Origin of the sequence: Roseovarius pelagicus, assembly GCF_025639885.1 — a bacterium.
Taxonomy (GTDB): Bacteria; Pseudomonadota; Alphaproteobacteria; order Rhodobacterales; family Rhodobacteraceae; genus Roseovarius; species Roseovarius pelagicus.
In genome coordinates this window covers 916,810-938,919 of the sequence record NZ_CP106738.1, presented here as the reverse complement: position 1 = coordinate 938,919, position 22,110 = coordinate 916,810, and the positions used below count along the sequence as shown (strand labels likewise).

The following is a 22,110-nucleotide window of genomic DNA, read 5'->3' as shown; positions in this document are numbered from 1 at the left end:
ATTAGATCCGCGCTGCACGAACGGTTTTTTCGCTTACCGATGGGAACCTAACACGTTGATCGGCGTTCGGTTCCCGATAACATAGAAAATAATTGAGGACGACATGACGCAAACGATGGGACACGCAAACATAGCGGACTTGATCGGACAAGAGCTACCTTACCTTCGCCGCTATGCGCGCGCACTAACCGGCAATCAAAAAACCGGAGACACCTATGCCGCGGCCACGCTAGAGGCCATTCTGGAGGACCGGAGTCTGTTCGACGCTGGTCATTCCGCCAAGGTTGCGTTGTTCAAGGCGTTCAACCAGATCTGGGTGTCCTCCGGGGCACCGGTCGATCAGGCGGACGGCGAGGGCGACGGATCACCCGAGGCGCGGGCGCAATGGCGCATGGCCGGATTGACCAAACACAGCCGCGAGGTTCTGCTACTGCATGCCATCGAGGGGTTAACCACAAACCAGATTGGTGAGGTCATCGGCGTCGAGGAAGACGAAGCCGTCGAACTGCTGCGAATTGCACGTAGCGAAATGGCCAAAACCGTGACGGGGCGCATTCTGGTGATCGAGGACGAGGCGATCATTGCGATGGATATAATGGCCATCGTCGAGCAGATGGGCCACCATGTCACCGGCAATGCGCGTACGCGGGATGCTGCGATCGAAATGGCGCGCAAAGACCCTCCTGATATGATACTGGCCGATATTCAACTGGCGGACAAATCTTCCGGCATCGACGCGGTGGCGCATATCCTGAAAGAGCAGGGCGACGTGCCGGTCGTGTTCATCACCGCTTTCCCCGAGCGACTGTTGACGGGCGAACGTCCGGAACCCGCGTTTCTGATTACCAAGCCATACTCTGAAGAGCAGGTTCATTCGGCAGTAAGTCAGGCGATGTTCTTTGCCAGCAGTGCCTCTATCACCACCTGATAGGGTTGAAGACCACATTAAAAAGGCCTCCTTGTCGTAATTGGGGGCCTTTTGTTGATTCCGATGGTCACGGACGGATGCCTTACCTCTCCAAGAGATGCACGACGTAGGCCACCAAGAAAAACCCCAGAAAGACATAGAACAGCAACTGCGCCACCCCGGCAGAGGCTGACGCGACGCCCAAGAATCCGAACGCACCCGCAAGGATCGCGATCAGGAAACAGATCACGGCCCAGTACAGCATTTTGCGCTCCTTTCATCATGTCCTGTTGAGTCTGCAACCCCTGTCGTCGGCATGAAGTTCCAAAGAACGTTGGTCCCGGCAAGCAAAGCCGCGGCAGAATGATTGGTGAGCATATTCAAGGGAACTATTGCAGCGGGTCTGCGTTACCGAACCAGCACAATCGCAATGTTTTACTGAAGATGGAGAATACCAAATGGCACAGTCCAAAACGACCAGTAGTTCCGGTGACACCAGCGTTGCTGATCTGACGGATCAGATCCAAACGCTGAAAGGCGACATCGCCAAAATCACTGAGATACTGGGAGAGATCGGTGTTGAAAAACGCGATCAGGCCACGGCCAAGCTGCGCGAGACAGCCTCTGAGGTCAGAGCGCAAGGAGAACGGCATCTACGGGATGCGCAAGCACGGGCCGAGGATGTGGGCGCGCAGGCGGCAGATGCAGTTCGTCAACAACCTGCGGCTGCCATCGGCATTGCCGTCGGCGTCGGGTTTTTGATCGGCCTTGTCACATCGCGGAAATAAGGGATGTTTGGAATCGTTGACTCATTGCGACAAGATGCCCGCGCTGCGGCCCGAACTGCTGCGCTGGCATCCGCCGGGGTGTTGTTAGGGATCGTGGGGCTAGGGTTTCTCACCGTCGCCCTGTGGATGTTCATTGTCATCGTCTCAACCCCGCTGACCGCAGCCACGGTGATCGGTGCGCTCTATAGTGGCGTCGCGCTGATCCTGCTGGCGATCGCTTCTTCTCGGCGGTCGCGGGTCACGACTGATCCTGCGCCTGCTGCCGCACCGCCGCCACCCCCACCGGCAGCCCCGTTCGTGCAGATGGCCGAAGGGTTTGCAATGGGGATGCAGGCCGGTCGCGCGGCCCGGTCACGTCGCGATTGACGTCCATCCGTCTGCTTCAGTGGGGCGGCGACGCCCCAGCTGATTTGCGCGCGGTCTTTAACGCGTCGAGAATCATGGCTTCTGTGAAGGGGCGGACGAGGATCGTTGCACCGACAGGCTGAGTACCATCAGAAGGTTGTTCGCCGCGGGTCAGGATCAGACCCGCGCCGCGCGACCGCAGAAATCGGTCTAGCCCGCTCTGAATCAGCTCTTCTTCGCCTAACTCAAGGAAAGCAGCGTCGATGCAGTCTGTATCCGACAGCTCTTCTGACAACTGCAATAGCGACTTGGCATGGATCACCCGGCACGCAAACGTGGTCTCAAGGGTTCCGATCAGGTCCGCGGCGATTATCGGATTGGATTCCAGCACGACATAGACTCGCACGATCTGATCCAGAGTCTCGCTAGGGACCTCTTGGCACATGATATCGGACATCTCTCATCCCCAGAATGTTGCTCAATGATGGAACAAATCTGCCCGTCGCGCATTAAACTATGACGTATGCACAGGAGCGTGATTATGCCGACGGAATGCCAGAACTGCCCGCTGAGAAAACTTTCTTTGTTCGTGGATATGTCGGATCAAGAAGTGGACTTCATGCAGCGGTTCAAGTCTGGCGAACTGGAGGTCGAGGCGGGAACGACACTTATGATGGAGGGATCCAATAGCCCGCAGCTCTTTACCGTGTTGCAAGGCATGGGCCTGCGCTACAAGACGTTCGAAAACGGTGAGCGACAGGTTATAAACTTCGTTTTACCGGGTGATTTCATAGGCTTGCAGGCTGGCGTGATGCGCGAAATGCAGCACTCTGTCGAAGCGACGACGCCAATGACATTATGCGTTTTCGATCGCAAAGCGGTCTGGGCATTGTTTCGCGATCAACCGGAACGCGCGTTTGATCTGACCTGGCTTGCTGCGGTAGAGGAACATCTCTTGGGTGAAAGTTTGGCGATTGTCGGCCACATGAACGGTATGGGGCGGGTGGCACGCGCCTTTGTGAGGCTGCATGACCGGGCGGATGCGTTGGGTCTTTTGACAAATGGTGAGATGCATCTGCCGTATAAGCAGCAAGATCTTGCCGATGCTTTGGGTTTGTCGCTGGTTCACACCAACAAAACGCTAAAGAAATTGCGCGAGCAAGGCGTGGCAACTTGGCGCAATAGTCGACTGAAGATTCTATCCTATCCCAAGCTCTGCTCGTTGGCAGAACTAAGCGAGAGCCGCGAGCCGATGCAGCGGCCTCTGATCTGAACGGCCTGATCGTGACAAGCGTAGGCTGTCCATCCTAACTACTACTGCGGCAGCCGTTGAAAGGTGTCCATTATGTCCATTCGATCTGACCGCGACGCGGCGCAACGCACTGCTCTGGTCGTTGTGGCGTTGATCGCCGTTTTTGTTGCATTGAAGCTGGCCGAAGACATCCTTGCTCCGATGGTTCTGGCAATTGTGACGGGGGTGATCCTGTCGCCGCTGAGCCGCATCTTTGAACGGTTGGGAATGCCGAAGGGGCTTGTTGCGTCGAGTGTCGTGTTGCTGTGTGTGATTTTGGTGGGCACCATTGCGTTTCTGATCGAGCCGTTGATTTGGCGGCTGGTCGAAGCGATGCCAAAAATTCGCTGGGAGTTACGCGATTTTGTTGATCAGTTTCGCGATCTCATCCGCGGGCTTTCAGAAATGAACCAAGAAGTCGAAGAAGCATTGGGCACCAGTGCCGGCACCGTTGCGGAGAAGGGCGATGACGTGGCCGAAGGCATGCCGAAATTGACCGACGCACTGTTTTTTGCGCCGGTGATCGTGGCGCAGGCATTGGTGTTTCTTGGCACGTTGTTTTTCTTCCTGCTGACTCGACGGGGAATATATGACTGGGTTTCTGACAGAGTGACCAGTAGCCCTGCGGATGCTGGCCGCGTGCGCCAACGGTTCGGAACGGCCGAATCGCTTGTTTCGCGTTATTTCCTGACAGTGACGGTGATCAATATCGTGCTCGGGTCGGCACTGGCGGGTGCTTTGATGATTGTCGGCTTGCCCGCGCCGCTTGTCTGGGGGATCGCCGCCGCCGGCCTGAATTATCTACTCTATCTCGGGCCGATGGTCGTTACTGCTGGCCTGTTGCTGGCAGGGATCGTGGCGTTTGACGGTCTGATGGCTGTGGTGCCTCCGCTCATCTTTTTGTGTCTTAACCTCACTGAGGGACAGTTTCTGACGCCCGCGCTGGTGGGTCGGCATATGTCCGTAAACCCATTGTTGGTGTTTGTCTCGCTCGTCGTCTGGCTATGGTTGTGGGGGCCGATTGGCGGCATTATTGCAATTCCAGTGCTGGTGATCACAATGGCGATGCTGGACATTTTCGACACGGATGACGACGCGCCGGACCAAGCGACCGGCTAAGAGCAACGCCAGATCCCAAGCGAAACATTTCAGACGAGTTCATCTGGCATGCCCGGCACAGCCATGGCCGCATCACGCGCGGGGGCTGTATCATAGGGCACGAGAAATCCGTTGCGATCCTCCGGTGCCGCCTTGGCGTTGGCGGCCACCACTGTTGCCCAATGTTCAAACCGGGCAGCATGGTTTCCGTCGCCAGTGTCGGGCACCCAATGGCGCATGGCACGGTTGGTTAGCGCGCCAACATGTGCCGGGTTCGTCAACTCTAACCCTGCTTCAGTATCCCACCTCATACTGCGTCCGTTCAGATTGGCAGACGACACTATAGCCGCATGATCGTCGAAGATGGATAGCTTGGCATGAACATAGATCAACGGCGAGCCGGCCAATGTATCACGCCCGTCACTGTCATCCGCGCGTTGTTGTACTGGCGACGCGACGATCAACCGATCTGCCCCAAAAGCCCGTCGGAGGATCCGCAGGCAGCGGGTTTGCAGATATTCACCAAACTTCACATCGCTGCCCATATGCCCGGAAAAGGCAGCACCCTGCGGTGCGGCTGGCAATATCAGGATCAATCGCAAGTTGGGGCAGGCCTTGGCCCGTTTGGCCAAGGCGCGGGCAAGCTTTACCTGCCGAAAAAATTGCGTTTCTAGGTAGATAAGGTTCTCCGCCTTGGAAATATGGCGCAGATGTGCATCCTCGATTTCGCGAACGCGCGTTCGGGGGGACATGTAAATTATACTGCCGACACGCCCGGAAGAGAGCGTGCGCAAAAACCCTGGTACGGCTGGGGAAGGGGGCTTTGCGCCGCTGATGACATCGATAAAGTTATTCAGATGGGCATTCGCCGCAGCAACGACCGGACCACAAGCGAGAACCTGAAGATCATACCACGTGTCCTCGGCGCTGCGGGCGTGCTGAAGCGTATCATACCGCCGCTCGTTCAGGTCCAGCCCGCCGATATACAGGGTTTCGCGATCGAACACCGCCAGTTTCTGATGATGCGATGCAGGATACAGGTTCGGCAATCCGGGTGCGCAGCGGACTTCCTGACCGTCGAATTTGGTCAGGCCGCGCAGGCGTGTAGCGTCTTGCATGAAGCGACGGCGAGGGGCCAGCGACAGGCCGTTGATCCAGCGAACCAGATCGCCCAGACGCTTGCGTGCGATTGGATAAAACAGCAGCCTTGGCAGCAGGCCGACACGCGCGGCGTGCATGTCCATGACTGTTTCCAAGGTTCCCGCACCGGCCAGTTCCTGTGCCGCAATCATCTGCCGGCGCGTGCGACTGCTGAGCCGATGCAGATGTGGTGCACCTATCGGGTCGAAGTCAGAGATGACGAAGCGGATCGATACGCCCCTGCGCAGCGTGTGAACGAGCAGATCGAACCAGTCACAGCCGATCTCGCGCGCTTCATCTGAATAGAGCGGGGTGCCCGGATCAAAGACCCGGAACCCGGCATTGATTTCAGTACGCGCATTGAGAAAGGCACGTTCGAGCACCGGATAGGCCTCTTGCGCGGTCAGCATGATTTTAAGCGACGTGACGGGTGCGCCAACCTCGCTCTTGTCTTCTTGCTGTTCAGTTTGAGGTTTCACAGGCGTCTCCAGAAATACGTCGGATGATCGCGGGTGCTCATGCCGAATAACAGCTTCGGGAGGGCGAACAGGATATGCGCGAAGCAGGTCGGTATATAAAACAGTTTCTTGATCCCACATTATCTGAAGCGGTCACGATGCGCGAATAGGATGGACGAATAGCAGGCAAATATCCCGGATCAACAACGCATCTAATTGTTGTCGGTTCCACCCCGGGGGTCCTCAAAATGATGAGGCACATGAAAAAGCCCCTGCCAAGGTTATGGCAGGGGCCGACGCGCAGTCCGAGGGACAATCAGCTACGCTGGGACGAGAACCCGGGCTATTTGGGGAAACACCCGGGCGAGACGCGGCGGGACAGAAAGCCGGTCTGCTAATGTAACCAGCAGTGCAGGAAATGGTTCCCGTCAAAGCCGGAGTTTTTTATCAGGCTCGATCGGCGGATCCTCTGTAGGACCAGCGTCGGCGGAATGTGCCGTGCTGGCCAGATGGGGGTTACCATCTTCATCCAGTACATGATCTGCGACCCAAGCCTGCCGCTGCCCGGCAGGAGCGGGGTCGCCAATGGTCGAATCGCGCGTTGTCGACAACTCCAGCTCGGCGTTCATCTGCGCGCCCAGCAGCACCACATAGGCGCTGAGATAGAGCCAGAACAGCAGGGCCACCACAGCCCCGAGCGAGCCGTAGACTTCGTTAAAGCTGCCGAAATTGCGCAAATAGACAGAGAAGGCTGCCGATCCTGCCGCCCATAGGAACAAGGCCAAAAATGCCCCTGATGTCAGCCATGGCACCCGCGCACCGCGCCGGTTGGGACCATACCGATAGAGCAGGCAGATGCCAAAGAACACCACCAGCAGCACAACTGCCCATTTCAGGAGCGAAATCACGGCCTCTGTCAGGGCAGGCACCGCCAGAAAACCGAGCAGGGCAGGCAGGATAACGACGCTGGCAAAAGCAAACACCGCGACTAGTATCAGCAGCACCGTCAGCAAAATCGCCACCACATACCGGCGCAACGGATTGCTGCGATGTCGTGCACGGTAGATCGAATTCAGTCCCCGGATCAGCGCGGCGATCCCGTTGCGCGCGGTCCAGACTGCCAGCACCAGCGACAGAAGGCTGGTCAGTTGCAGGGTAGAGTTGTTGGCAGTGACAAGTGCGCTGACCTGATCGTTCAAGATGGCAAAGGCGTCCTCGGGCAACAACTGTCGCGCAATATCCATCTGCTCTCCGATCATCACCGGGTCGGCCACGTACCCCCAAAGTGCGATGATCGCGGCGAGAGCGGGGAAAATTGACAGCAGGGCGTAGAATGCGACACCTGCCGAAATCAGACCTAGATTGCGTTCGTCGGCTTGCGCGAAGACGCGCCGCACCACACGCCACCAAACTCTCCAGCCAAATTCTGACGGACGTTCCGCATTGGCATCTGATAGGATTGCGTTTTGAACGGGGGCGTTACTCATGGTGACAGTCTAGCACGGCTCATACGCCGCGCACACCACGCGGTCCGGCGATTAGCCAGATGATGAATCCCAGCAATGGTAAAAGCAATATTAGCAGGATCCACAATACCTTGCGCCCAGTGCTGACAGAAGATCCGACCACCGAAACAATGGCCCACAAGTCAAGGATCAAAAGGACGAGGCCGCCTAGGCCAGTGATTTCCAGCATAGCGTGTCTCCTGTGCTTTGTATGCGTCGTTCAGTCAACGCATACAAAGCACAGAGGTTCCGCAACGGTGCCCCGTGGGCCCGAAGGCCAATTATACTAGATTATCTGTTGAATTTTTGGAGCGGGTGATGAGATTCGAACTCACGACATTTACCTTGGCAAGGTAACGCTCTACCCCTGAGCTACACCCGCGTCCTTGGGTAGGGCGGAGATATAAACTCCGCGCGGCGGTGGCAAGAGCAAATCGCGTCACGGCGGCAATTTTTTGCTACGTATCTGCTTGCGGTAAACATATTGGGGTTTAGGGGTAACCCCCAGTGCCTGCATGGCCTGAATGCTGACTATGGGTCTGCGCCGCAGGCGCGCCGTTGGATCAATCGTAAAATAGCACCCGACGTCCGGGAATGTCGAAATCCTCGGAATGAACGACCACGCCCGTATCCATCAGATAGAGCAGGCCAAAGGCCCCCGGTTCGTCGATCGAAGTATGTTCATCCATCTCAGGGCGCATGATTGGTGATTGGTGGCAGCTGCTTTTGAACAGAGCCGTGGGGATGCCCCCCGCGCCGCCCGAGATTGTGCGGTGCACGTGGCCGCTGATGATCTGACAGACATTCGGATACGCGCCCAGCAACGCCAGCAACTCGGTCTTGTTGGTCAGGCCTATCCGGTCCATCGCGTCAAAACCCACATCCATTGGCGGATGATGGGTAAAGACGATGACCCGGCGATCCCCGGAGCTGTCCAACGCGGCGCGCAACCACGATAAGCGGTCTGCACATAGTCGACCGCTATGTTCGACCTCAGCCTGCTCATCGAGCGTATCAAGCAGGATCAGGCGAAAATCACCAGTGTCGATAACTTGTTGTACATGGCCTGTCGATGTTACCGGTGCGTCCGGGAATGCCGCGCAGAAGGCCGCGCGGCGGTCGTGGTTGCCAATCATCAGATGCACGGGCAGCGGGCAATCCGCCAGTGCGGCACGCAGGCGTTCGTATTGCGCGGCTCGCCCGTGATGGGCCAGGTCGCCGCAGATTACGATCCGTTCGGCATCCGGCACTTCGCCGAGTGCGTGGCGCAGCCCCGCTAACAAACGTTCTTCGGGATCGAGATGGCCAATGCGCTGGCCATGCTCGACGAAATGTATGTCGGTGAACACTAGGATTTTACGCATTGGGTTTCTCCGTCGTGATGGTTTACTCGAATTCCACCAGCAAGTCCTTGGCGTCAATCTGGCCACCCGGATGGATATGGACGGCCTTTACGATGGCATCACGTTCAGCATGCAGGCCGGTCTCCATCTTCATCGCCTCAATGGTCAGCAGCAGGTCGCCTTCCTTGACTTCGGCACCGACGCTGGCTGAAACGCTGGCCACCACGCCGGGCATCGGGGCGCCGACATGGTTCGGGTTGCCCGGCTCGGCTTTGGGTCGTGCGGCAGTCGTCGCCTTGACCAGTCGGTTGGGCACACGAATCACGCGCGGCTGGCCGTTCAGCTCGAAGAAGACTTTGACCTCACCATCTTCTCCGGTCTCTCCGACCGCTTGCAAGCGAATCTCGAGGGTCTTGCCGGGGTCGATCTCCGCAGTGATCTCTTCGCCCGGCTGCATCCCGTAAAAGAACGTATGCGTCGGCAGGCTGCGCACCGGGCCATAGAGGCGGTGACGGCCCATGTAGTCGAGGAAAACCTTGGGATACATCAGGTACCCGCTGAGATCCTCGTCATCGACGGACTTGCCCTCCATCTCGGCGATCAGATCGGTGCGGGTCTGGTCCAGATCGACGGGTGGCAGGTGTTTGCCGGGGCGTTCGGTGTTGGGGACCTCATCCTTCAGCACTTTTTTCAGCATCGCTTCGGGAAAGCCGCCGGGAGGCTGGCCAAGGTTGCCGCGCATCATGTCCACGACGCTGTCAGGGAATGACAAATCGCGCGCGGGATCTTCGACCTCAGAACGGCTGAGGCCCTGACTGACCATCATCAGGGCCATGTCGCCCACGACTTTGGAACTGGGCGTGACCTTGACGATATCGCCGAACATCTGGTTCACATCGGCATAGGTCTGGGCCACTTCGGGCCAGCGATCTTCCAGCCCCAGTGAACGGGCTTGTGCCTTGAGGTTGGTGAACTGCCCGCCGGGCATCTCGTGCAGATAGACCTCGGAGGAGGGCGCCTGCATGCCACTCTCGAATGCGGCATAATGCGCGCGCACGGCGTCCCAGTAATCGGAGATTTCGCGCACGGCACCGATGTCCAGTCCGGTATCGCGGTCAGTATGCGCCAGCGCCTCGACGATGCTGCCGAGTGTGGCCTGACTGGTGTTGCCGCTGAGTGCGTCCATCGCACAATCCACCGCATCGACGCCCGCATCGGCGGCAGCAAGGATGGTGGCACACGCGATGCCGGCCGTGTCGTGGGTGTGAAAGTGGATCGGCAGCCCGGTTTCCTGTTTGAGCGCACGTATCAGGACGCGGGCAGAGGCAGGTTTCAGTAGGCCAGCCATATCCTTGAGCCCCAACACATGCGCGCCCGCAGCTTCCATTTCCTTGGCCATGCCGACATAGTACTTCAGATCATACTTGGCCCGGTCCGGGTTCAGGATGTCGCCAGTGTAGCAGATCGTGCCTTCACAGACCTTTTCCGCCTCGATCACCGCGTCCATCGCCACGCGCATGTTTTCCACCCAGTTGAGGCTGTCGAACACGCGGAACACATCGATGCCGGTATTGGCGGCGACGCGCACGAATTCCTGCACCACGTTGTCGGGATAGTTTGTGTAGCCGACACCATTGGAGGCGCGCAGCAGCATCTGGGTCATCAGGTTTGGCATAGCCGCGCGCAGGTCGCGCAGGCGCTGCCACGGACATTCCTGCAAGAACCGATAAGCCACGTCAAAGGTGGCACCGCCCCAGCATTCCATCGAGAACAACCCACCCAGATTGGCGGCATAGGCCGGGGCCACCTTGATCATGTCATGGCTGCGCATCCGCGTGGCCAACAATGACTGGTGCCCGTCGCGCATGGTGGTGTCCGTGATCAGCAGACGCTTTTGCTTTTTCATCCAGTCGGCGACCGCCTGCGGGCCTTCTTGTTCCAGCAGGTTGCGGGTGCCCATCTGTGGTTTGGCGCGCAGCGCGGGCGGGCGGGCATCGCGCAAATCCGCACGAGGGCGCGGGCGGTCCTTGGTTTCTGGATGGCCGTTCACCGTGATGTCAGCGATGTAGGTCAGAACCTTGGTGCCGCGGTCACGCCGACGGTTGAACTGAAACAGCGCAGGCGTCTCGTCGATGAATTTCGTGTGATAGGTATTGTCAAGGAACGTGGGGTGTTTCAGCAGGTTCTCGACAAAGGCGATGTTGGTGCTGACGCCACGAATACGGAATTCGCGCAGCGCACGGTCCATCCGGGCAATCGCCGCTTCGGGGGTCTGCGCATGTGCCGTCACCTTGACCAGCAGGCTGTCGTAGAACCGCGTGATCACGCCGCCCGAATAGGCGGTGCCGCCATCAAGGCGGATGCCCATACCCGTCGCCTCGCGGAACGCGGTGATGCGTCCATAGTCAGGGATAAAGTTGTTTTGCGGGTCTTCGGTCGTGATACGTGTCTGCAAGGCGTGGCCGTTCAGGCGCACATCCGCCTGTGACGGCTTGCCGGTGGCCTCGGCGATAGTCTGGCCTTCGGCGATCTTGATCTGGGCCTGCACGATGTCGATGCCGGTGACTTCTTCTGTCACTGTGTGCTCGACTTGGACGCGCGGGTTTACTTCGATGAAGTAGAACTGCTCAGTGTCCATATCCATCAGGAATTCGACGGTACCCGCACACTCGTAATTAACGTGCTTGCAGATTTTGTAGCCAAGCTTGCAGATTTCCTCGCGCTGCGCATCAGAGAGGTAGGGGGCGGGCGCGCGTTCGACCACCTTTTGGTTACGCCGCTGGACTGAACAATCCCGCTCGTAGAGGTGGTACATATCGCCGTGCTTATCACCGAGGATCTGCACCTCGACATGGCGTGCGCGCAGGATCATCTTTTCTAGATAGCCCTCGCCATTTCCGAACGCGGCTTCGGCCTCGCGGCGACCCTCCAGCACCTTTTCTTCCAGCTCTTTTTCCGACTGGATCGGGCGCATGCCGCGTCCGCCGCCGCCCCAGCTGGCCTTGAGCATCAGGGGGTAGCCGACTTTCGCCGCTTCGGCGCGGATGGCATCCATATCATCGCCCAGCACTTCGGTTGCCGGGATCACGGGCACGCCCGCTTCAATGGCGACGCGCCGCGCGCTGGCCTTGTCGCCCAATGCGCGCATGGTATCGGCTTGTGGGCCGATAAAAGTGATGCCGTTGGCGGCGCAGGCGTCGACGAAATCGGGGTTCTCGCTGAGCAGGCCGTAACCGGGGTGGATCGCGTCCGCGCCACATTCGCGCGCGACGCGGATGATTTCATCAATCGACAGATAGGCGGCGACGGGCCCCAGACCTTCGCCGATCCTGTATGCTTCATCCGCCTTGAAGCGGTGCAGGCCCAGCTTGTCCTCTTCGGCAAAGACAGCGACGGTCCGTTTGCCCAGTTCATTGGCGGCGCGCATGATGCGAATGGCGATTTCGCCACGGTTGGCAATCAGGATCTTCTGAAAATCAGTCACTGGCCTATGTCCCCCCTTAGCCGATTCTTGGCGCTTTGGATCACTGTGTAGCCGAATATTGCCGCAGTGCAGCGCGATTTCTGAAGGTTTGTAGGATTTGTGAAAGGTTTTCGCAATGCCGGGCCGGGCTGCTTTGCCCGTCGGGGCCAATTTCTTGCCCGGACGGGTAGGGGGCATTACCCGTGCATGCGGCGTGTGGTGACTTCCTTTAGTGTCCGGGTGCCCAATTGTCCCATGTTCGCAATCAGATCAAGGCGCAGCATGTCAACCAAATGGGTCAGCCCCACCGGGCCAAGGGCGGCCAGCGCATAGTGCCAAGGCCGCGCCATCATCACGAAATCAGCACCAAGTGCTAGCGCGCGCAGAATATCGAGTCCTCCGGTCACGCCGCCGTCAAAGATGATCGGCAGGTCGGTTTGCGCGCGCAGATGTGGCAGCGCGTCGATGGTGGCGGGCGCGGCATCGAACTGTCGGCCACCATGGTTGCTGGTCCAGATCGCATCGACGCCGGCCGCCTCCAGCCGAGGCACGGTTTCGGGGTCGAGCACACCCTTGACCACGAATGGTCCATCCCACGCGTCACGCAACCAATGCAGGTAATCCCAGTCGGGTGAGGTCCGCAGCAGATAACCGGCGTGCTGGTTGGATGGCAGGCCGCTGGTCTGGCCTGCATAGCTGTCGATCATCTTCATCCGGGGCATGCCGCGTTTCGCCATGCCAGCAGCCCATGCCGGACGCATCGCCACCTGCGCCATCAGGCGGGGCGTCAAGCGCGGCGGTTGCGTCAACCCGGAACGCCCCTGTCGTTCGCGACGCGATGCGACGGGCACATCGACCGTCAGCACCAATGTGCCAAAACCCGCTGCGCGCGCTCGGTTCAGCATGTCGGTGCGAATGTCGGGGTCACGGGGCGGATACATCTGGAACCATGCATGGTCACCCGCCTGTGGGCCCACATCCTCGGGTGTTTGGCTGGCCACGGTGGAGAGGGTGTAGGGGATGTCCGCCTCTGCTGCCGCGCGCGCCAGATGCCCCTCGGCGTCGGGCCAGATCAGGCCGGACATGCCCACCGGCCCGATCCCGAAAGGAAGGGGGAGCGACTGACCCAGCAGATTAACCCCGAGGTCGGGCGCGAATTCACCATGCAGGATGGACGGCATAAGGGTCACGCGAGAGAGCGCACGCCCGTTTTCGGCACTGGTCCATTCCGTACCGGTGCCACTGTCTAGGTATTCCCACACAAATCGTGGAAGGCGCTGGCGTGCGCGGACCTTGAGGTCGCTTATGGCTGGGTATTTTGCATGTAAGATCATGAGCAACATTTGCCCTCGGTCCACAACTTTGTCCAGCGGCCCTGCACATGCGCTGTGCGGGACTGTTGGTTGGCGAGTGCGGCGGGAGTGCTGGCTCTATGAGTAGAGAAGGACGATCGCGTCGCGCCCGCGAGATATGCGAAAAGAATATCAGATGCGCTGGAATCCGATGTTGGAGCCACAAAACCCCACCGCATGTGGCGTTGACGATATCGAGACGTTGATCGTACCGCGCCGGCGATCTGGGAGGCTTCGAAGTGCGGCGCGCCTTGCCCGCGCCCAACCGGCATATGGTCGGCCCCTTCATTTTCTTTGACCAGATGGGCCCGGCGAAGTTTCTGACCGGGCAGGGGATCGACGTGCGCCCGCATCCGCATATCGGGCTGGGTACGGTCACATATCTCTATGAAGGTGAGTTTCAGCACCGCGATTCGCTGGGCACGAACCAGATGATCCACACTGGCGCTGTGAGTTGGATGATCGCAGCGCATACATTACTCACGGTGCCGTCGAGATCGCGGGTGAAAGGTTCAAGGCCGGGCGCATGATGGTGTTTCGTCCCGGCGACGCAATCACATTGACTACCGGTCCCGAGGGCGGCCGGGTGATGGTTCTGGGGGGGAGACTATGAACGGGCCGCGCTACATCTGGTGGAATTTCGCCGCCTCCAGTCAGGAACGGATAGAGGCCGCCAAACAGGCGTGGGCGGCAGGGGGATGGGAAAGTGGTCGCTTTCGGCTGCCGCCGGACGATGATCAGGTGTTCATATCACTGCCCTGAGACGCAGGAGCAGGGCAGGTATTTGTAGAAAGATGAAAGGCATAGGCGGTTCAGGCTCGACATTGCTGTGTCAATGACCTTTTGTGCACCTATGCATACCCGCGCACCCTCTCGTCCCGGCTGGGGCATTTTCTGGATGATCGTCACCGGGACACTCTTTGTCGGCGTGACAGCATTGGTCAAGGTTCTGGGTCCGCGCATCCCGGCCGCGGAAGCCGCATTCCTGCGTTATCTGCTGGGGCTGGTGTTTCTCATCCCGATGGCCCGGTCATTGCTGCGACTGCGGATGACGCGGCGGATGACGGGTGTCTTTGTCGCGCGGGGCATGGCGCATACGCTGGGCGTAGTGCTGTGGTTCTTTGCCATGGCGCGCATTCCGCTCGCCGATGTGACAGCGATGAACTATCTGTCCCCGATCTATGTCACGCTTGGGGCGGCACTGTTTCTAGGGGAAACACTGGCGCTGCGGCGTGTTCTGGCGGTCGTCGCGGCGCTGGTGGGCGCGCTGATCATCCTGCGCCCCGGATTTCGTGAGGTCGGACCGGGGCATTTGGCGATGCTGTTCACCGCCGTCTTTTTCGGAGCGTCCTACCTGCTGGCCAAGTTGGCCAGTGATGACATGCCTCCGAGCATTGTGGTCGGTATGCTGTCGATTACCGTGACAATCGGGCTGGCGCCGCTGGCAATCCCGGTCTGGGTGACGCCGACCTTGTCCGAGTTGGTGATCCTGTCGGGGGTGGCCTGTCTCGCGACTGCTGGACATTACACCATGACGCTGGCGTTTCGCGCGGCCCCGCTATCCGTGACGCAGCCGGTGACGTTCTTGCAACTCGTCTGGGCGGTGCTGCTGGGCGCGGTGTTCTTTGGCGAAGGTGTCGATCCCTTTGTTATTCTGGGGGGGCTGGTGATCGTGGGCGCTGTCAGCTTTATCTCGTGGCGCGAGGCGATGCTGAAGCGCAAGGCCGTGACCCCGGTGTTTCACCAGACCAAGAGCTGATCCCGGCTGGTGAATGTGAAAAACCCCGGTGCGATGCACCGGGGTTTCCCAATCTTGGTAAGAACCTGACAGTTCTGGCTTATGCGAAGGACCAGCGTTCTGCCCAGCGTTCGCCATCCATGTCCCAGTTCGACGCGAGGGCGTCGGACGTCTTGACCTTTTCAGAGGTCGCGAACACGTAGTTGGCAAACATCGGGATGATGATCGCACCTTGGTTCGATACGATCTCTTGCATTTCCCAATACATGTCCTTGCGCTTGGCCGGATCCAGTTCGGCGCGGGCTTCGACCATGATGTTGTCGAATTTCTCGTTGCACCAGAAACCATCGTTCCACGAAGCACCACAGGAATAGGCAGTCGCGAACATCTGATCCTGCACAGGGCGTCCCGACCAGTAGACAGCCGAGAATGGTTTCTTCATCCACACGTCCGACCAGTAGCCGTCGTTGGGTTCGCGCACGACTTTCAGATCAATTCCAGCGGCCTTGGCCGAGTTCTGATAGAGAACGCCCGCGTCGACTGCACCGGTAAACGCGGCATCAGCAGCCGAGAGGCTGACCGACAGGCTGTCCATGCCAGCCTCTTTGAGGTGCCATTTTGCCTTGTCCGGGTCGTATGTCTTTTGTTCCAGTTCGGTGTTGTAGAACGCTTGGTTCTGACCAATCGGAACATCGTTACCGACCGAGCCGTAGCCAAAGAGGATCTTCTCGACCAGCTCTTCACGGTTGATCGCGTATTTCAGGGCCATACGCACGTTGTTGTCATCAAACGGTGCCTGATTGGCTGACATCGCAAAGGTAAAGTGCTGCGTGCCTGCAACCGAATTGATGTTGATTGACTTGTTACGTGCCAGCAGGCCGACAGTCTTGAGGTCGATCCGGTCAACCACATCCACGTCCCCGGATACGAGTGCCGTGGTGCGCGCGTTCTGGTCGACCAGTGCCAGCATTTCAATGCTGTCAAAAAAGGCAACATCGTCGCGCCAGTGGTTCGGGTTGCGCTCCATCGTGCATGAGACGCCGAAATTGTGCGACTTCAGCGTATAGCTGCCGCAGCCATCCGCAGATTTCCAGTCGATGCTGTCATCTTTGGCGGGGTGGATGGTCAGGTGATAATCGCTCAGGATGAACGGGAAGTCGGCATTGCCGCCCGAGAGTTCAAACACGACGTTCTGGCCGTCGACGCGGATATTTTCGACCGGCGCAACCAGAGGACCGGCCGCTGATGTCGAATCTTCGCCACGGTGGAAGTTGATCGAGGCGGCCACATCTTCGGCGGTGACGGATTTGCCCGAGTGGAAAGTCATGCCTTCACGCACTTTGAAGGTCCAGACTTTCGCATCCGGCGTTGCTTCCCAGCTTTCGGCGACTTCGGGTGCCAATGTGCCGTCTGCTTTCACTTCGGTCAGGCGGCCGTGGATGGCCATTGCCATACCGATGGTAAAGCCGTTTTCCCATGTGCCGGGGTTCAGCGTGTCGGTTGTCTGGCCGTGGGCCTTGCCGACGCGCAGGTGTCCGCCACGCTTGGGTGCCGCGAACGCGCCGCCCATGGGCAGTGTGGCGGCGATTGCGCCCGCCGCCGTTGTCTTGAGAAAGCCGCGTCGGTCTAGCCGTCCGCCGTTAATAATAGACATGAGGTATCTCCCTGTTTGTTGTCATTCATGCAACTGGCCCTGTCACCCCGTACGGGTGCTGGGCCACTTTTGGTTTTGTCCCTTGGCAGGCTAGAACTGGCAGCATCGTGTCGTTCAAATAAACTGGGCCTCGCCAACCGTAGGTATGGATTGCACAGAGCGACGTTATTATGACGCTATGCCCAAGTGCAATGCCATAGTGCAGTTTCGATCAAATCAGACCGGACTTTCGAGAACATGATTTTTATTGACTGGCGAGTCAATAAAAAGTTATCTGCCACTCGGTGATACTGTGGGGATGGCAAATTGCCCAAGCTTGGAATGGAACCTTTGCGACGTTCTGCATTGGTCGATGCCACGATTTATGAGATTGGTGCGCGTGGGTCGCTGGATGTCACGGTCAGCCAGATCGCGCGGCGGGCAGGCGTATCAAGCGCGTTGGCACACCACTATTTCGGCTCCAAAGAGCAGATTTTTTCGGCCACGATGCGGCATATCCTGCAATTATACGGCGCGCAGGTGCGCGGCGCACTGGTCATGGCACGCACCCCGCGCCAGCGGGTCGAGGCGATCGTACGCGCCAGTTTCTCCTCGATGAGTCAGCGCCCCGAAATCATCGCGGCATGGATGAACTTTTATGTTCAGGCGCAAAAAACACCCGGAACTGCCCGCTTGTTGGCGATCTACCAGCGCCGACTGCATTCGAACCTCTATCATGGGTTTCGCCGGATTGCGCCTGATCGGGCCATGGTGCTGACACAAGGTGTCGCGGCAATGATTGATGGGCTCTATTGTCGTCAGGTGTTGCGGACTGGCCCGCAGGTATCCGAGGACGCCGTTAATACGCTGCTGCACTACATCTCCCTTGCATTGAACGAGGCCACACAAGAATGACCCAGCCGAACATCCTGATATTCATGGTGGATCAACTCAACGGTACGCTCTTTCCCGACGGCCCGGCGGAGTGGCTGCATACCCCCAACCTCAGGAAACTGGCGGCACGCTCCACCCGATCCGCCAATGCCTACACCGCCAGCCCGCTCTGCGCGCCGGGGCGGGCCAGTTTCATGTCCGGGCTGCTGCCGTCGCGCAGCCGGGTCTATGACAACGCCGCTGAGTTTGCCGCAGATATTCCGACCTATGCGCACCATCTGCGGCGGGCAGGCTATCAAACCTGCCTCAGCGGCAAGATGCATTTTGTCGGGCCTGATCAGATGCACGGTTTCGAGGAACGCCTGACCACCGACATCTATCCAGCCGATTTTGGCTGGACGCCGGATTATCGCAAACCGGGCGAGCGGATCGAATGGTGGTATCACAACCTCGGGTCTGTGACCGGCGCGGGGGTGGCGGAAATCAGCAACCAGATGGAATACGACGACGAGGTTGCCTACAACGCCACGCGCAAAGTCTATGACCTGGCGCGCGGACATGATGCGCGGCCGTGGTGCCTGACGGTCAGCTTTACCCACCCACATGACCCTTATGTGGCACGGCGCAAGTACTGGGATCTCTACGAGGATTGCGAACACCTGCTGCCGACAGTGCCTGCCATGCAATACGATCATCACGATCCGCACTCGAAACGTATATTCGACGCCAATGACTGGCGCAGCTTTGACATCACCGAAGACGACATTCGCACGTCACGCCGGGCCTATTTCGCGAACATCTCATATCTGGACGACAAGATCGGCGAAGTGATGGAGGCGCTGGAGGCAACACGGCAGGAGGCCACGATCCTCTTTGTGTCTGATCACGGTGATATGCTGGGCGAGCGTGGACTATGGTTCAAGATGAGCTTTTACGACGGCTCTGCGCGGGTGCCTTTGATGATCGCGGCGCCGGACATGGCACCGGGATTGGTGACAACGCCGGTCAGCACCATCGATGTTTGCCCGACGCTGTGCGATCTGGCCGGTGCCGACATGGAGGAAATCGCACCGTGGACCACTGGCGAGACGCTGGTTCCCATGGGGAAGGGGGCGGTGCGTGATGCGCCGGTGGCGATGGAATACGCGGCTGAGGCATCCTATGCGCCGATGGTGTCGCTGCGCTATGGCCGATGGAAGTTCAACCGGTGCGCGCTGGATCCTGATCAACTGTTTGATCTGGACGCGGATCCGCATGAATTGACCAATCTGGCCGACGATCCGGCCCACGCGGGTACGCTGGCACAATTGCAGGCCAAGGCCGAGGCGCGTTGGGATCTGGCCGCGTTCGATGCGGCAGTGCGCGAAAGTCAGGCACGCCGCTGGGTCGTGTACGAGGCGCTGCGCAAGGGCGGGTATTATCCGTGGGACTACCAACCTCTGCAAAAGGCATCGGAACGTTACATGCGCAACCATATGGATCTGAACGTGGTCGAGGAAAATCAGAGGTTTCCGCGTGGGGAATAGCGGTGCGGAGGTCTGGGGGCTGAACCGACCTTGAATGAGGCCGGGAATGCCCCGCGGATTTGATCCCGGTCAAAGCCGCTCTTGCATGGTGGTTCTAGGGTGTTCGTTAAACAGACATGGAAGGAACCGACGATGTCATCGCATACCCCTCACGAGTTGCACGAAGAATTCCCCGACAAAGCCGGGAAGATCACGGAACTAAAGCAATCGGATGCCCATTTCGCGCGATTGGCGGAAGAATATCATGCGGTCAACCGTGCCGTGCATCGGGCCGAAACCAATGTGGAACCGATGGGCAATCTGGCCGAAGGCGAGATGCGCAAGAAGCGCAGTGCGCTCAAGGACGAGATTTATCGCATGTTGGCAGACTGATCGTCGATAAACGACCACAGGCGCGGCATCACGGTGCTGCGCCAGACATTGTGATGGCCCGCACCGCGCACGGTGACAAACCACTTTTGCCGCGATCCCGCCGCATCGAATACTGCGCGACCCTGGGCGATGGGGATCAGCGGATCATTCTTGCCGTGCAGCACCAATAGCGGCGCGCGCAGTTTTTTTGCATGGGTGGCGCTGTCCCAGATATTGGTCATCTGCGGGATCAGCGGCGTCAGCCGTGGCATGCTGGCGCGGACGACATCGGGAAGCGAGGAGAAAGGCGCCTCCAGCACCACGCCAGCGGGCTGGCTGCGAGGCACGGCGGCGGTCAGCTTCAACGCGACGCCAGTCCCAAGGCTTTCGCCGTAAACGATGACACGGGAAGGTGTCAGTCCGGGGATGAGTGCGCCGAGATTGGCGTATAATTGCTGCATGTCGGCAGTGATGGTGACCTCGGACGGGGTGCCAGTGCTACCCGATGAGCCACGATAGGCCGGTGCGATCAGCCCATAACCGCGTGTGGTGAAATGGTTGAACCGTCCCGCGCGTAGCGCCAGATTTCCGGCATTGCCATGAAAGTAAAGGATGACAGGCTTGCCCGGTTCCGGCGCGGCGACCCAGATGATGGTGCTCTCGCCGTCACGGGTCTGCACGACCTCTCGGACCCGGTGTGCCCCGGCCGCCTGCGGCGACACGCGCGCGCTGTCGAAGGGATAAACCGCCTGCGCCTCCAGCGCGGGCAGGCTGAGCCAGCCGCCGGTGGTCAGGATCACAAAGAAAAGCGCCAGTTTAACCATCACCCTCATCCAACATCATAGGGCAGCAATCCGCGTTCGTCCGGGCGCACCTGCAACCGCCGCTCTAACGGGGGGATCGACCGCTGATGGCAATTGGTGCGCTCGCAGATGCGACAGGAGATGCCGATTGGCTCGAATGCTGCCGGGTTGCTGAGGTCCAGATTGTCGGCGTAAACCAGCGCTTCGGCGTGTTTTACCTCGCATCCCAGCGCGATGGCAAAGCGCCGCACCGGTGCCCCAAAACTGCCACCTGGTTTCGAGACATCCCGCGCAAGGCTGATATAGCGCACCCCATCCGGGGTTTCTGCTAACTGGCGCAGGAAACGACCCGGCGTTTCGAACGCGCGATGAACGTTCCACAAGGGGCAGGCCCCGCCGTAGCGTGCGAACTGCATCAACGTGGCCGAATGTCGTTTGGTGATCGTGCCAGCCTGATCGACCCGTACAAAGAAGAACGGGATGCCCTTTGATCCGGGGCGCTGTAGGGTCGAGAGGCGATGCGCGACCTGCTCGATCGACGCGCCGAAGCGGTTGCCGAGCAACTCCAGATCGTGCCGACATTCCTGTGCCGCGGCAAGAAAGGGCGCATACGGCATCATCGTGGCACCGGCGTAGTAATTGGCGAGCCCGATCTTGGCGATGGCGCGGGCCTCTTCCGACTGAAACCGGGCAAAATCGAGCGTGGCCTCAAACAGTTGGTCCTGCGTCAGCAGCGCCAGTTGCAGCAGCATCTGAAACGTGCGGGTCTCGGGGGCTGCGCGCGACGACAGGTATAAAACGCCATTGCCACGATCAAGGTGGCGCAGCTTGTCACTATCCACGTTGATGACGGATATGCCGATCTCTCCGAGCCGGGTCATAACGCGGTCCTGCGCGCTTATCCGGGGCGCGCCACTGGTGCCGAACCGTTCCGCAGCGCGGTCCACGGCGTCAATGTAGTTATCACAGTAGTGAAAGAAATCGCGCACCTCGTTCCATGGGCTTTGCTGGGTCTGGGCATCGTCGCGTCCCAGTGCCTCATCCAGCGATGCCAGTCGTTCGTGGGTTTGCCGATAGGCGCTATGCAGTTCCAGAAATGCGCGCGCCAGTGCCGGGGCGTTGGCCGCAGTCAGGCGCAGATCGGCCAGAGGCGGCGGATCGCTAAAGACCGGATCGGCCAGTGCCTCGCGCATGTCGCTGACCATGCGTTCGGCGTCACCGGTGCTGAGTTCGGTCACGTCAAAGCCGAACTCCTGCGCCAGCGCCAGCACGACCGTGGTGCTGACGGGGCGGTTATTGTTCTCCATCTGGTTGAGATAGGGCAGCGACACGCCCAACCGTGCAGCAAAATCCTTTTGCGTCAGCGACAGGCGCTGGCGTGTTTCGCGCAACTTGGCGCCAGCATATAGCTTCTTGGTGGCCATGGCTGCCCCGATGGTTTGCAACTTTGCTCCGGGTGCAGGGTAGGTTTGCAT

The 22,110-nt window shown here is 59.2% G+C and carries 20 protein-coding genes, 1 tRNA gene and 1 pseudogene; 10 read left to right on the top strand and 12 right to left on the bottom strand.

Going from position 1 to position 22,110, the window contains the following annotated elements:
• Positions 1-103: 103 nt before the first annotated feature.
• Positions 104-928, top strand: coding sequence for a response regulator (locus N7U68_RS05515; protein WP_165197453.1), 825 nt, complete (start codon positions 104-106; stop codon positions 926-928).
• 82 nt (positions 929-1,010) lie between these two features.
• Here the strand turns inward: N7U68_RS05515 and N7U68_RS05510 are convergent, their stop codons facing one another.
• A complete protein-coding gene (locus N7U68_RS05510; protein WP_165197455.1) occupies positions 1,011-1,172 on the bottom strand; it encodes a DUF1328 domain-containing protein in 162 nt (53 codons plus the stop codon).
• A gap of 193 nt (positions 1,173-1,365) precedes the next feature.
• Between N7U68_RS05510 and N7U68_RS05505 the strand changes: the two genes are divergently transcribed.
• Together N7U68_RS05505 and N7U68_RS05500 are read left to right on the top strand one after the other, a co-directional pair.
• A complete protein-coding gene (locus N7U68_RS05505; protein WP_165197457.1) occupies positions 1,366-1,695 on the top strand; it encodes an ElaB/YgaM/YqjD family protein in 330 nt (109 codons plus the stop codon).
• Positions 1,696-1,698: 3 nt separating this feature from the next.
• On the top strand, positions 1,699-2,061 hold the full coding sequence (locus N7U68_RS05500) for a phage holin family protein (protein WP_165197459.1): 363 nt from the start codon (positions 1,699-1,701) through the stop codon (positions 2,059-2,061).
• Positions 2,062-2,077: 16 nt separating this feature from the next.
• Here N7U68_RS05500 and N7U68_RS05495 read toward each other — a convergent pair whose 3' ends face one another.
• Entirely contained in the window at positions 2,078-2,497 is a 420-nt protein-coding gene (locus N7U68_RS05495) for a hypothetical protein (protein ID WP_263048498.1), read from the bottom strand.
• Between the two features lie 84 nt (positions 2,498-2,581).
• Between N7U68_RS05495 and N7U68_RS05490 the strand changes: the two genes are divergently transcribed.
• Both N7U68_RS05490 and N7U68_RS05485 read left to right on the top strand, forming a co-directional pair.
• A complete protein-coding gene (locus tag N7U68_RS05490; RefSeq protein WP_165197463.1) occupies positions 2,582-3,313 on the top strand; it encodes a Crp/Fnr family transcriptional regulator in 732 nt (243 codons plus the stop codon).
• A 72-nt stretch (positions 3,314-3,385) separates the two neighbouring features.
• Entirely contained in the window at positions 3,386-4,450 is a 1,065-nt protein-coding gene (locus tag N7U68_RS05485; protein ID WP_263048497.1) for an AI-2E family transporter, read from the top strand.
• A gap of 29 nt (positions 4,451-4,479) precedes the next feature.
• On the opposite strand, the gene N7U68_RS05480 is transcribed toward N7U68_RS05485, so the two are convergent.
• From N7U68_RS05480 to N7U68_RS05450, 7 genes are all read right to left on the bottom strand, one after another.
• Complete coding sequence (locus N7U68_RS05480) at positions 4,480-6,048, bottom strand: phospholipase D family protein (RefSeq protein ID WP_263048496.1); 1,569 nt, start codon at positions 6,046-6,048, stop codon at positions 4,480-4,482.
• Positions 6,049-6,455: 407 nt separating this feature from the next.
• The gene (locus N7U68_RS05475) at positions 6,456-7,514 is read right to left on the bottom strand and encodes a YihY/virulence factor BrkB family protein (protein ID WP_263048495.1); all 1,059 of its coding nucleotides are present in this window, start codon (positions 7,512-7,514) and stop codon (positions 6,456-6,458) included.
• Between the two features lie 19 nt (positions 7,515-7,533).
• A complete protein-coding gene (locus N7U68_RS05470) occupies positions 7,534-7,722 on the bottom strand; it encodes a PLDc N-terminal domain-containing protein (RefSeq protein WP_263048494.1) in 189 nt (62 codons plus the stop codon).
• A gap of 117 nt (positions 7,723-7,839) precedes the next feature.
• Positions 7,840-7,914: transfer RNA gene (locus N7U68_RS05465), tRNA-Gly, on the bottom strand.
• A gap of 181 nt (positions 7,915-8,095) precedes the next feature.
• Positions 8,096-8,896 (bottom strand): phosphodiesterase, encoded by an 801-nt coding sequence (locus tag N7U68_RS05460; protein WP_263048493.1) that lies wholly within the window; start codon positions 8,894-8,896, stop codon positions 8,096-8,098.
• A gap of 22 nt (positions 8,897-8,918) precedes the next feature.
• Positions 8,919-12,359, bottom strand: a complete 3,441-nt coding sequence (locus N7U68_RS05455; protein ID WP_263048492.1) for a pyruvate carboxylase — start codon at positions 12,357-12,359, stop codon at positions 8,919-8,921.
• Between the two features lie 176 nt (positions 12,360-12,535).
• The gene (locus tag N7U68_RS05450) at positions 12,536-13,681 is read right to left on the bottom strand and encodes an alpha-hydroxy acid oxidase (protein ID WP_373322958.1); all 1,146 of its coding nucleotides are present in this window, start codon (positions 13,679-13,681) and stop codon (positions 12,536-12,538) included.
• Positions 13,682-13,826: 145 nt separating this feature from the next.
• Between N7U68_RS05450 and N7U68_RS05445 the strand changes: the two are divergent.
• Both N7U68_RS05445 and N7U68_RS05440 read left to right on the top strand, forming a co-directional pair.
• Positions 13,827-14,452: pseudogene (locus tag N7U68_RS05445) on the top strand (pirin family protein).
• A gap of 91 nt (positions 14,453-14,543) precedes the next feature.
• Positions 14,544-15,449: a DMT family transporter gene (locus N7U68_RS05440; RefSeq protein WP_241188146.1), complete on the top strand. Its 906-nt coding sequence runs from the start codon at positions 14,544-14,546 to the stop codon at positions 15,447-15,449.
• A gap of 79 nt (positions 15,450-15,528) precedes the next feature.
• Here N7U68_RS05440 and N7U68_RS05435 read toward each other — a convergent pair whose 3' ends face one another.
• Positions 15,529-17,082, bottom strand: a complete 1,554-nt coding sequence (locus N7U68_RS05435; protein WP_165197479.1) for an ABC transporter substrate-binding protein — start codon at positions 17,080-17,082, stop codon at positions 15,529-15,531.
• Between the two features lie 321 nt (positions 17,083-17,403).
• On the opposite strand from N7U68_RS05435, the gene betI reads away from it, so the two are divergent.
• The 3 genes from betI to N7U68_RS05420 all read left to right on the top strand — a co-directional run bounded on the left by betI (position 17,404) and on the right by N7U68_RS05420 (position 19,853).
• Positions 17,404-17,976, top strand: a complete 573-nt coding sequence (betI, locus tag N7U68_RS05430) for a choline-binding transcriptional repressor BetI (RefSeq protein WP_263049113.1) — start codon at positions 17,404-17,406, stop codon at positions 17,974-17,976.
• Positions 17,973-19,481 carry a choline-sulfatase gene (gene betC / locus N7U68_RS05425; protein WP_263048490.1) on the top strand — a complete coding sequence of 503 codons (1,509 nt, stop codon included), beginning with the start codon at positions 17,973-17,975 and terminating at the stop codon, positions 19,479-19,481. The genes betI and betC overlap by 4 nt, the downstream gene beginning before the upstream one ends.
• Before the next feature lie 132 nt (positions 19,482-19,613).
• Entirely contained in the window at positions 19,614-19,853 is a 240-nt protein-coding gene (locus tag N7U68_RS05420) for an HP1242/YdcH family protein (protein ID WP_263048489.1), read from the top strand.
• Here N7U68_RS05420 and N7U68_RS05415 read toward each other — a convergent pair.
• Positions 19,832-20,656, bottom strand: a complete 825-nt coding sequence (locus N7U68_RS05415; protein ID WP_263048488.1) for an alpha/beta hydrolase — start codon at positions 20,654-20,656, stop codon at positions 19,832-19,834. The two genes, N7U68_RS05420 and N7U68_RS05415, sit on opposite strands and share 22 nt — an antisense overlap.
• A 5-nt stretch (positions 20,657-20,661) precedes the next feature.
• On the bottom strand, positions 20,662-22,059 hold the full coding sequence (locus tag N7U68_RS05410) for a helix-turn-helix domain-containing protein (protein ID WP_165197487.1): 1,398 nt from the start codon (positions 22,057-22,059) through the stop codon (positions 20,662-20,664).
• Positions 22,060-22,110: the final 51 nt, after the last annotated feature.